This is a genomic window from Gordonia sp. NPDC003425, assembly GCF_053588635.1.
The window spans coordinates 1-9700 of sequence record NZ_JBSFQI010000031.1 but is presented as its reverse complement, the minus strand read 5'-3'; the positions used below and the strand labels follow the sequence as shown (position 1 = coordinate 9700).

The window sequence follows — 9700 nt, the reverse complement described above, 5'->3', positions numbered from 1 at the left end:
GCAGATTGACCCCCATTGAATTCGAGACCATCATCAACCACGAGGCCCCTCAGGCCGCGTGACTAACCCTGTCACCTATCCGTGCACCAGGCCCACATCCGTAAGCGGATGCTGTCAGACCTTGCCCACGAACTGCGCACCCCACTGACCACCATCGGCGCGATCACCGACGCCATCGAAGACGGAATCCGGGCTCCCGACTCACAGACCTTTGACGTCGTGCGCACCGCCACCACCCGCCTGCAGCGTCTCGCCGAGGACATCGCGACCGTATCCAGCGCCGACGAGCATCAGATGCCCCTCCACCCGGCGACGATCACTGTCAACGAACTGCTCATCGCGACCTACGAAGAAGCCGCCGACCTGTTCACCGACGCCAAAGTCACGCTAGGCATCGTCACCACCGCCGCGCGCGTACACATCCATGTCGACGCCGAACGAATGAGCCAAGTACTGCTCAATCTGCTCACCAACGCGCTGCGACACAGCTCCCCGGGCCAGCGAGTCGTAGTGAAAGCCGACACCGCCCCGGCACACGCGGTGCGCATCAGCGTCGTCGACTGCGGTGACGGCATTCCCCCTCAACACCTTCCACACATCTTCGACCGCTTCTACCGCACCGACTCCTCACGCACCAGAGACGCCGGCGGCAGCGGAATCGGCCTCACCATCGCCCGCTCTATCGTCGAAGACCATGGGGGCACCTTGCTCGCCGAAAGCCTGGGAGCCGGACACGGAGCCACCTTCACCATCACGTTGCCGACCACCACCCGACGTCACATCCACCGCAGCACCCCTGGAACCGAATTCTCCGTGGCCTTCAAACACCGCCCGCGTCGCGGCGCTGCCGATGCGCTCCAACGGGACCAAGCTACTAACTGAGGTAGTCCGTCGTAAGATTGACCCGCATCTAGAGATGGTGGGTGAAAATGACTGGGCTGGGTTCACTGGAACGCGCAGTGATGGACGTGCTATGGTCAGCCGGTGCGGCGATGTCGGTGCACGACCTAGTCGAGGAACTCCACGACCGCGAACCGGCCTACACCACAGTGCTCACCGTCGTCACCAACCTGCACAAAAAAGGGTTCGTCGGTCGAGAAAAAGTCAGCCGCGCCTACCGGTACTTCCCCATGCAGACCCGTGAAGAGGCCACCTCACGCACCTTGCGTCAAGTCCTCGACGCCAGCGGGGACTCCGCGGCAGTACTGATGCACTTCGCCCAGACCGTGACACCCGCCGAGCGTGAAGTGCTCAGCGAATACCTCACCCTTAAACCTCGCCACACCCGCGGCGGCGGCACCAAAGCCTAAGCCATAGAAACCCTCCGACAAGGGAAACTCCGGCGAGGCCCAGGCCCGACTACTCAACCGGTCGCGCGCCCCTTGACTGCTGGGAGTAGACGCGCCACCAGCGCACCGGCCACACCCGCAGCGAAGGCCGCAGCACTCAGAGCCGACACCCAGTCGTGCACATCCACAGCGGTCAGCACCCGCAGCTCAACCGGATCACCGCGCCCGACTCCTGAGCGGGGGTCGGATGGCACGAGATCCGACGTTCGGAGCAGCATCACCAGCCAGAACGCGGCCACCGCCTCAAACATCACCACAGCAAGACCCACCGCACGGGAGATCGTACGGGCAGGACCGCGGGGGCCGAACCGACCCGCACGCCGCACCGCGACACCGTCAGTCATGCCTCACCACCTCCCCGCACACCCGCATCACACCCCACTTCTACTAACCACCTTCGTATTTTGTGGCCATCGGGCGTGGGCGCCGGGAACGAGGGTCTCGAAGCAATCACCACAGGAGGCCGGCCGGGCCAGGCGGAAGACTATCGCGGCCACCAGACCGAAAATCGCGATCACACTGCCAGTACGGACCCACCTCGGGGGTCGATTGAGCTCGGCCCTCAACGCCAGTTCGGCAATCGGATCAGCAGGCACCACACCACCCTCGATCGGCCCGCCCGTAGCGGCGAACACGATGAACACCCACATCGCCGAGGCCATCCACACGAGCGAGTCCACCATCACCGCCAACGACGCGCCGTGCAGACGAGCAGAAAACAGCATGAACGCCCCAACACAGAGCAGCGCCAACACGATCGCCGCCGCGAAAAAGCCCTGGGGAGCAACCACCATCACGCCGCCGGCCGCACTCACAGCAAGCGCACTCGAAACGAGCGCCCGCCAAGCCTCCCCACCTCGACCCGGCCGACGGGCAGCGGCGACACCACACGCTACGACCGCACCGAACAGCCCCAAGAGTGCCCCTTGGGCCACAACGCTTGCGATCACCGCACCTCCAACAGCCATCTTGAAACTATTCCAAATAGTAGTTCAGATGAGCCGGAGGACGCTGAGCGGAGGGGGAGCAGCTCTACCCCATGGATGGACCGAGGCCTCCCGAGGCGAGGAACCCTGGGCCGCTCGCTCGGGGTCGCAGTCCTCGGCAGCGTCGGAACAGCGGCCTATCGCAGCAGCATCGAGTCCTCCCTTCCCGACAATCTGCCCGCCGACGCAGCAGCCGCGGCCTCCGACAGCATCGACGGCGCGCCCACCTACGCCGACGAACTGCCCGGAGCGCTCGGGCAACAACTGTGGCGCATCGTTTCGTCACTGGTGACGAATCATGCAGCGCGGCAACATGTTTCGCCGATAATAGATCTTATGTCACACACCGTTCGCGTATCTCCGGTTATCTGCCGGTAGCGTGAAGGAATGCCGATCGCGTTGACTACCTTGTTTCCCGACGGTTCTGTTCCCGATCGCGAATGGGTCTTGGGCCAGTCAATTCGGTTCGATCCGGCTGCGGTGCGCGCACGCTTGCCGGATGCTGCGATGTGGCCTGGCGAGCTCGACAGTGTGTCGGCGGGCAGTGGTCGCTATCGAGTGGTTTCGCGCCGCGATGTCTTTGAGGTCGCAGCCCGAGCGGTGCAGGACGGGTCGCCGATGGTAGCGGCGCAACTGCACGTGGCGTGTGTGGTGTGGGGTACGAGTCCGGGCCTGACGATGGTGCGGGCGCTGCGTCCCCTCAGCCAGCCCGACGCCGCGGAGAAGCTCGCCAAGGCTCTGGCTGTCGTGCGGACCGAGGGGCCGGTCAGCGCCTACAGAGCCCTCAGCGGGCGCAACCGGTTGAAAATCACCGGACTGGCGGCGGGCTTCTTCACCAAGTTCCTCTACTTCGGCGGGTACGACGCCAATGCGTTGATGGGCCGCCCACTGATCTATGACAGCAGGGTTGTAGACAGTCTGCGTCGAGTGACCACCGAAGAGTGGGAGATCGACGGCCCCGCTGACATGTACGGCCGCTACCTTGATTTGGCTGCGGACTGGGCCCACGACTTCGACACCACCCCGGATGTGATCGAACGAGCACTGTTCGGCCGCTGACAGCCCTCACCGCACTACGTTTACACGAGCAACCCGCCCCGGGGGTCTGGTCAGGTCCCGAAGCAACCGGCGATCGCTGGCCCGGTGAACTGGCATCGGTTCCGGGCAGATCATTGCCCAAGACATGGTCGTTCGCTACGTTCGCGAGAGGGATCGACACCAGACTGTGCCGTTGTTGGGAGGATCATCGTGGCTGATCACGACGTGCGTTTCAGCGCCAGTAGGGTGCGCGTTGCTGGCATCGACTTCGAGTTCGATGTCGCGATCGACGGGAGAACTCTCGGCACCCTTTACGTTTCTGAGGGCAATCTGCAGTGGCGACCCAAGCACGGGCAGAAGCGTATTCCGATCTCGTGGAAGGAATTCGCTGAATGGGCCGAATCGTAGCCCGCAGGAGAACCCCACGGGTCGCCGGCACCGGCAATGCGGACGGCCGACGAGTGCAGTTATGCCTGCTTCAGCCGTGGCCGCAAGCCGTAAATAGCTTCTTCCCTGGCGATGACGACGACCCGGATGTTGACGATCTCGTATGGCTGACGCCACGAACGTATGCTGCCGGCGACATCATGGTGTACCTGGTCGACGCCCCCAGCCCAGCGATCATCAAAATCGACACCCTGTCCCGCGGCTCCGAGGACGATGGCCTGAACGCCGAACCCGACTCAGAGTGGGGCCCCTTCGACCAGGGATTGTCGCTGCGGGCGATCGAAAAGCGGTTAGGCGACACCCTGCCGGAGGCGCCGGTGACGATCACCGATGACACCCTGGGCCAGCAGTTTCTCGCCGCGATTGAAGCAGAAGAGGCCCACCCCACGCCGTGGCGCGAGGTCGACGACTCCTGGTGTCGCTGGCATCCGGCCGACGCCCCGCCCGGCGCACCGTTCGGGCCGGCCGACTGTGTCGGCTGCGGTCGAGGGTTCACCGAAGATCTGCCTGCCGAATCCCACCAGCGCAACGCCGGCGACGACGAGGACCCCGCGTTTGCCGACGGCTCCCCGGTGGCGGTGTGTCCTGACTGTCACGACCGGTTGCATCAACCCCTGCCGGTCAGTCTCGCTGATCTGGTCTGCGCGCGGCGGCCGTTGTGTCCGTCGTGTTCTGCCGAACGGACCCTCGAAGTGCTCTGGGGCATGCCTGCTGGCCCTCCGGGGCCAGGTGTCGCTCTCGCCGGCTGCGTCGTCACCGGACCGATCCTGGAATACCGGTGTGCCGCATGCGGCTATGAGTGGTCTGACGATGACACTGCCTATTCCGTCGCTACCGGTGCCGGCGGCGGGGACCGCGTTCGAGCCCGGCTCAGCGACTACCCACCTGGCGACTTCCCGCCGTCGCGACGTCAGCAACCGGGCCGCCTCGTCGTCGGGCGCTACCACCCCCACCATGTCGACGGTGCGTGGGAATCGGGCACCCGGCACCTGATCATCGGCGAGGACCGCAAGCACTACATCGTCGACCCCAGCACCGTGCGATGGGCCGACCCCACCACAGACACCTGACCTCAGTCCGTTTACTCGGCTAACACCCCAAGGCACTCCGTCGGCACGGCGCGGTGATCTGCGTTGCGGTCGCGAATCGTATGTGTAGCCCAGTCCGGGGCGTCCAGCCAGCGCGGAAAGGGTGTCGGCGACGCCGCACCACGTGTGAGGCGTGCCGGATGTGATGATGAGCGGATAAACGCGGTGCGATAGTGCCGGGGGAGGAGCTGGGCGGTTGTCAGCAACGGGTGTAGACCGCGGAGAGGTGCTCCGCCGGCTTCGCGATTTCGCGAATCACTGGTCAGGCACGGTTGCCGAATGGACGAGCACGGCAGCACCGCACACTGAGAAAAGCTATGCCCAGTCATTTTGGTCAGACCTGCTCGGCTGCTTCGGCATCAACGCCTCCCGACGTGATCTGTTCGAGCGTGACGCGGTGCGCGCTACGACCGGCCGTGGCGGCTACATCGACGTCTTCCAATCCGGGGTGTTCATCGGCGAAGCGAAATCGGTGGGTGCTGACCTGGTGAAGGCACACGACCAGGCATTGGACTATCTGGCCGGCGGTTCGATCGGCCAACACGAGTTCCCTAAGTATGTGCTGGTCACAGATTTCGCCCGGATTCGCATCGACCGCCTTGGTGACGAGTCATGGTCGGTCGAGTTCCCCGTCGGGCAGAGCCCGGAGCATCTCGACGAACTGCTGTTTCTCGCCGGTCATGAAACAGTCACTCGCGCCGAGGAACAGGACGCCTCCATCCACGCCGCGCGACTCATGGCTGGTCTTTATGCCGCTATGGTCGGTGACGATGCCGACGCCCCGGTCGCGGACGGGGCCGCGCACCATCCCGACGAGGAGGACGCCGCCGTCCAGCATGCCTCTATGTTCCTGACCAGAATTCTGTTTCTGCTCTATGGCGACGATGCCGGCCTGTGGGAGGCAGACCTGTTCTACCGGTGGGTCGATCAGACCACCACCGCCGACACCCTCGGCGGTCAACTCGTCACGCTATTCCAGGTTCTCAACACCCCCGCCGAGCGGCGCCCACGCACGCTACCCGACCTGATCGCCCGTTTCCCTTTCGTCAACGGTGCACTGTTCCTCGACACCATGCCAGCGGACTTCTTCACCCACGACATGCGTGAAGCTCTGCTGGCTGCCTGCCGATTCCGATGGACCCGCATCAGCCCGGCGATCTTCGGGGCGATGTTTCAGCTGGTGAAGTCCCGGGAGGCGCGGCGCACCGCGGGAGAGCACTACACCACCGAAGACAACATCCTCAAAACCATTGGGCCCCTGTTCCTTGACACCTACCGGGCCCGCGCTGACCGCCTGATCGCGAACAAGTCCACCAGCGCCGCCCAACTCGCCGCCTTCCAGGACGAACTGGCCTCGAACATCTACGTCGATCCCGCCTGCGGCTCCGGCAACTTCCTCAACGTCGCCTACGCCAAGCTGCGCGAAATCGAAACCGACATCATCGTCGAACGTCGCCGTCGACTTGGCGAGACCGGAATGTCGCTCGATGCCACCCTCGAACAGAAGCTGACCATCGACCGCTTCTATGGATTCGAAATCAACTGGTGGCCAGCGAAAATCGCTGAGACCGCGATGTTCCTCGTCGACCACCAGGCCAACCGCAACCTCGCCGAAGCGATCGGGCAAGCCCCTGAACGCCTTCCCATCAGCATCACCGCCCATATCACCCACGCAGACGCCCTGGACCTTGACTGGAAAGCGCAACTGCCGGCCGTAGCGGGCCAGACGTTCGTCTTCGGCAACCCACCGTTCCTCGGTCACGCCACCCGCACCGCCGATCAAGCCGAGCAGCTACGTCGCGCGTGGGGCACCCGCGACATCAGCCGGCTCGACTACGTGACAGCCTGGCACGCCAAGACCCTCGACCTCCTCGCGCAGCGACCTGGCGCGTTCGCGTTCGTCACCACCAACTCAATCGTGCAGGGCGACCAGGTGCCACGGCTGTTCGGACCGATCACCGCCAACGGTTGGCGCATCGCATTCGCCCACCGCACATTCGCCTGGGACTCCCAAGCGCCTGGCAAAGCCGCTGTCCACTGCGTCATTGTCGGTTTCACCAAGGACCTGACAGTCAAACAGCGACTGTTCACCTATCCATCACCGAAAGCCGACCCAGAACCGGTGCAGGTCACCACCGATATCAACGCCTACCTCGTCGACGCACCGGCGGTGCTGATCACCAAACGTAATAGACCACTCTCACCCGAAATCGTGCCCGCAGTCTTCGGCAACATGGCCCGCGACGAGGGAAACCTCATCGTCGAAAACGACGACTATCCCTCCGTCATCGCCGATCCAGTCGCTGCACAGTACGTGCGACCGTTCATTGGTTCGCGGGAACTGCTCCACAATCTGCCGCGCTGGTGCCTATGGCTCGTGGACATGGACCCCGCCGACATCAAACGCAGCCCCATCCTGAAAGAGCGTCTGGAAAAGGTCGCGCTCATGCGATCCCGAAGCAAAGCTGCCAGCACGCGCGCCATGGCGTCGACCCCCCACCTGTTCGGCCAACGGTCCCACCGCGACGTACCTCACCTGTGCCTGCCGAAAGTGTGCAGCGAGACACGCCCGTACTACATTGCCGCGGCGATCGGCCCGACCACCATCGCCAGCGATCTCACGTTTACCATCGAAGACACCGACGGCCTGCAGTTCGCTCTCGTATCGTCAGCGATGTTCATCGCCTGGCAGAAGGCCATCGGCGGCCGCCTGGAATCACGAGTGCGATTCGCAAACACGCTGACGTGGAACACCCTTCCGGTCCCGGCACTGACATCAGCGACTCGCGCAAAGATTATTGCCGCCGGGCGCGGAGTTCTCGCCGCCCGCGCGCTACACCCCAGCCGCAGCCTCGCCGAGGCATACAACCCCCTCGCCATGGACCCAGAACTCCTCAAGGCACACCACCGGCTCGACAAAGAAGTCGACACGGCCCTCGGTGCGAGCCGGCGACTCAATAACGAGCGGCAGCGGCTGGAACTGCTCTTCGAGCTCTACCGCAACCTCTCCGCCGACGCCTAACCGGACTCTCGCCTGGGACGCCACGGTCGACAACGACAGCGACCCACGGTCATTGCTTCTCGCGACCGCGAGAGTGTGCCGCCGCCTGCACCCCGTACGCGCCGCCAGACGGCGAGTTAGCGACGACCGGGGAGTCCCGCCAATTCCACCCCACAAGCCCCGGGCCAAGGGCGATTCATGATCTGCCAAACCTGTTGTCGCACAACGATTTAATCGGAAAAGCAACGTTACAGAGTGCTAACCGTGCATTAGAGAGGTGGAACTAATGGTTACGCTCGTGTAATCTGTGGTAGTCGCCCAAACGGGCGGCACGGATAGCCCCTCCTGGAGCAACGTGCCTGGAAGCTGTGCGCTCCTGGAGGGGCCTCAAACCGAGAGGAAATATCTCGATGTCTGACAGTCTAACGCTTGACGTGGCCGATCTGACCCCTGAGCAAGTCGCCGACATTCTGAGGTTTGTGGCGTCGCTGCGGGAAGCCGAGATCGACGAACGCGAGGTCGATGACGGCTCGTGGCGAGACGCGGTGTCGACCGGGTGGACTCTCGACCACGTGACGTTGCTGCGGGAACACCTCGAGGAACGGGGCAAAGATGTGCAGCTCGCGGCGTTCGATCTGGCTATCAAGCAGGGTGGATTCGTGTCGAGAGCGTCGGTGTATCGGCTGGGTGGTTACGACGACTCGCGGCGACTCAACAACTGGACCGCACCGTTTGTGGTGGCCGCGGACTGGCTCGAAGACGAGCACGGGCTGCCGCACGACACCGACTATCCGGTGTCGACGTTCTACGACCCTGGCGTGAAGGGATTCCAGCGAGCTCTCGGGTTCGAGGTGCTACCGGAGATCGTGAAGCTGGTCCGCGAAGACCAGGAAGGTTCGTCGAACTGAGACTGTTCGGTGGGTGCCGCGGTAGTCGTGGCACCCACCGGGGCGGGCCCGAGATCACCAACCGGCTTGATCAATACTGTGCGTAACACCACTGCGGCGTAGTCCCGTCCGGTTTCCTTTGTTCCAGAGTGATGGTGAAGCCGAACTGCTCGAGAGGTAAGAGACTCGATTGCTCACGTGTCCAGGTGGGGTTCGAGCGAAATAGTAAGTAGTCCCCGTCCTCAAGCTTTGTTGTGGTCCACCAGCCTGCATAGTGGCAAGACAGATCTAGGGAAAGGTCGGCCTGCGTCTCATAGGAAGCGACCGCGATGGGCTCCCGCCTGCCGTTGAAGCAACGCTGCGCGGTCGTGGCGTGCTGGTAGAGGTCAACTGACATACCCCGATATCCGATATCAGTTTCAGTGCTGGGGAGACACACTGCCGCAAGCCAATCCCTGACGGTGCCAGCGATAGTTGGACCTTCTTCTTCCGGCGCGCTTTTCGTTCTGTGGATGTAGAAGACAGTGACGACCACGACGACCACGATGACCACGGCGCCCACGCCCACGGCGACAAGCGGCGAGATTCGACGAGACGTCTGAGGGCGCCCAGGTGGCATGCTGGGGGTGTGCCCCGACTCTGGATATCGCAAACGCCGATCACCTTTCGAGCGCATGGCGACCCCGGCACTCTGGGTGCAGGACCCGGATCAGTTCGGTTTGGGTGAGCAACGCCATGCGGCAGTAGTTATGTCACGACCGCTTCAAAGAGGAATGATCAAGACCTGTGGATCTGGGAGGGCGTGCCTTTGACGAGGCTCATCGATCTTCCCCAGGTGTGCTCACTGAAATTCCCTACCCGGAGGCGGCTTCTACTCTAGCGTTCGTCGGGTCGGTGTGGTCGC

The 9700-nt window shown here is 63.5% G+C and carries 10 protein-coding genes; 7 read left to right on the top strand and 3 right to left on the bottom strand.

Going from position 1 to position 9700, the window contains the following annotated elements; translation table 11 throughout:
- Window positions 1–108 precede the first annotated feature (108 nt).
- The gene (locus ACWDTD_RS20325) at window positions 109–882 is read left to right on the top strand and encodes a sensor histidine kinase (protein ID WP_449748929.1); all 774 of its coding nucleotides are present in this window, start codon (window positions 109–111) and stop codon (window positions 880–882) included.
- Window positions 883–929: 47 nt separating this feature from the next.
- A complete protein-coding gene (locus tag ACWDTD_RS20320; protein ID WP_005180013.1) occupies window positions 930–1310 on the top strand; it encodes a BlaI/MecI/CopY family transcriptional regulator in 381 nt (126 codons plus the stop codon).
- Between the two features lie 53 nt (window positions 1311–1363).
- On the opposite strand, the gene ACWDTD_RS20315 is transcribed toward ACWDTD_RS20320, so the two are convergent.
- Together ACWDTD_RS20315 and ACWDTD_RS20310 are read right to left on the bottom strand one after the other, a co-directional pair.
- Entirely contained in the window at window positions 1364–1693 is a 330-nt protein-coding gene (locus tag ACWDTD_RS20315) for a hypothetical protein (RefSeq protein WP_005195283.1), read from the bottom strand.
- A gap of 27 nt (window positions 1694–1720) precedes the next feature.
- Entirely contained in the window at window positions 1721–2164 is a 444-nt protein-coding gene (locus tag ACWDTD_RS20310; RefSeq protein ID WP_231894176.1) for a hypothetical protein, read from the bottom strand.
- Window positions 2165–2722: 558 nt separating this feature from the next.
- Between ACWDTD_RS20310 and ACWDTD_RS20305 the strand changes: the two genes are divergently transcribed.
- From ACWDTD_RS20305 to ACWDTD_RS20285, 5 genes are all read left to right on the top strand, one after another.
- A complete protein-coding gene (locus tag ACWDTD_RS20305) occupies window positions 2723–3394 on the top strand; it encodes an 8-oxoguanine DNA glycosylase OGG fold protein (RefSeq protein ID WP_449748928.1) in 672 nt (223 codons plus the stop codon).
- Window positions 3395–3583: 189 nt separating this feature from the next.
- Window positions 3584–3781, top strand: a complete 198-nt coding sequence (locus tag ACWDTD_RS20300; RefSeq protein WP_055476435.1) for a hypothetical protein — start codon at window positions 3584–3586, stop codon at window positions 3779–3781.
- A gap of 179 nt (window positions 3782–3960) precedes the next feature.
- Entirely contained in the window at window positions 3961–4890 is a 930-nt protein-coding gene (locus ACWDTD_RS20295; protein ID WP_449748927.1) for a hypothetical protein, read from the top strand.
- 214 nt (window positions 4891–5104) lie between these two features.
- Window positions 5105–7930 (top strand): DNA methyltransferase, encoded by a 2826-nt coding sequence (locus tag ACWDTD_RS20290; RefSeq protein WP_449748926.1) that lies wholly within the window; start codon window positions 5105–5107, stop codon window positions 7928–7930.
- A gap of 389 nt (window positions 7931–8319) precedes the next feature.
- Entirely contained in the window at window positions 8320–8817 is a 498-nt protein-coding gene (locus tag ACWDTD_RS20285; protein ID WP_449748925.1) for a hypothetical protein, read from the top strand.
- A 70-nt stretch (window positions 8818–8887) separates the two neighbouring features.
- Here ACWDTD_RS20285 and ACWDTD_RS20280 read toward each other — a convergent pair whose 3' ends face one another.
- Window positions 8888–9349 (bottom strand): hypothetical protein, encoded by a 462-nt coding sequence (locus ACWDTD_RS20280; protein ID WP_449748924.1) that lies wholly within the window; start codon window positions 9347–9349, stop codon window positions 8888–8890.
- Window positions 9350–9700: the final 351 nt, after the last annotated feature.

Bases quoted from the DNA above. Each gene is read 5' to 3' on its own strand.
- ACWDTD_RS20325 (WP_449748929.1), top strand. From the start codon at position 109: ATGCTGTCAGACCTTGCCCACGAACTGCGCACCCCACTGACCACCATC.
- ACWDTD_RS20320 (WP_005180013.1), top strand. From the start codon at position 930: ATGACTGGGCTGGGTTCACTGGAACGCGCAGTGATGGACGTGCTATGG.
- ACWDTD_RS20315 (WP_005195283.1), bottom strand. From the start codon at position 1,693: ATGACTGACGGTGTCGCGGTGCGGCGTGCGGGTCGGTTCGGCCCCCGC.
- ACWDTD_RS20305 (WP_449748928.1), top strand. From the start codon at position 2,723: ATGCCGATCGCGTTGACTACCTTGTTTCCCGACGGTTCTGTTCCCGAT.
- ACWDTD_RS20295 (WP_449748927.1), top strand. From the start codon at position 3,961: ATGGTGTACCTGGTCGACGCCCCCAGCCCAGCGATCATCAAAATCGAC.
- ACWDTD_RS20285 (WP_449748925.1), top strand. From the start codon at position 8,320: ATGTCTGACAGTCTAACGCTTGACGTGGCCGATCTGACCCCTGAGCAA.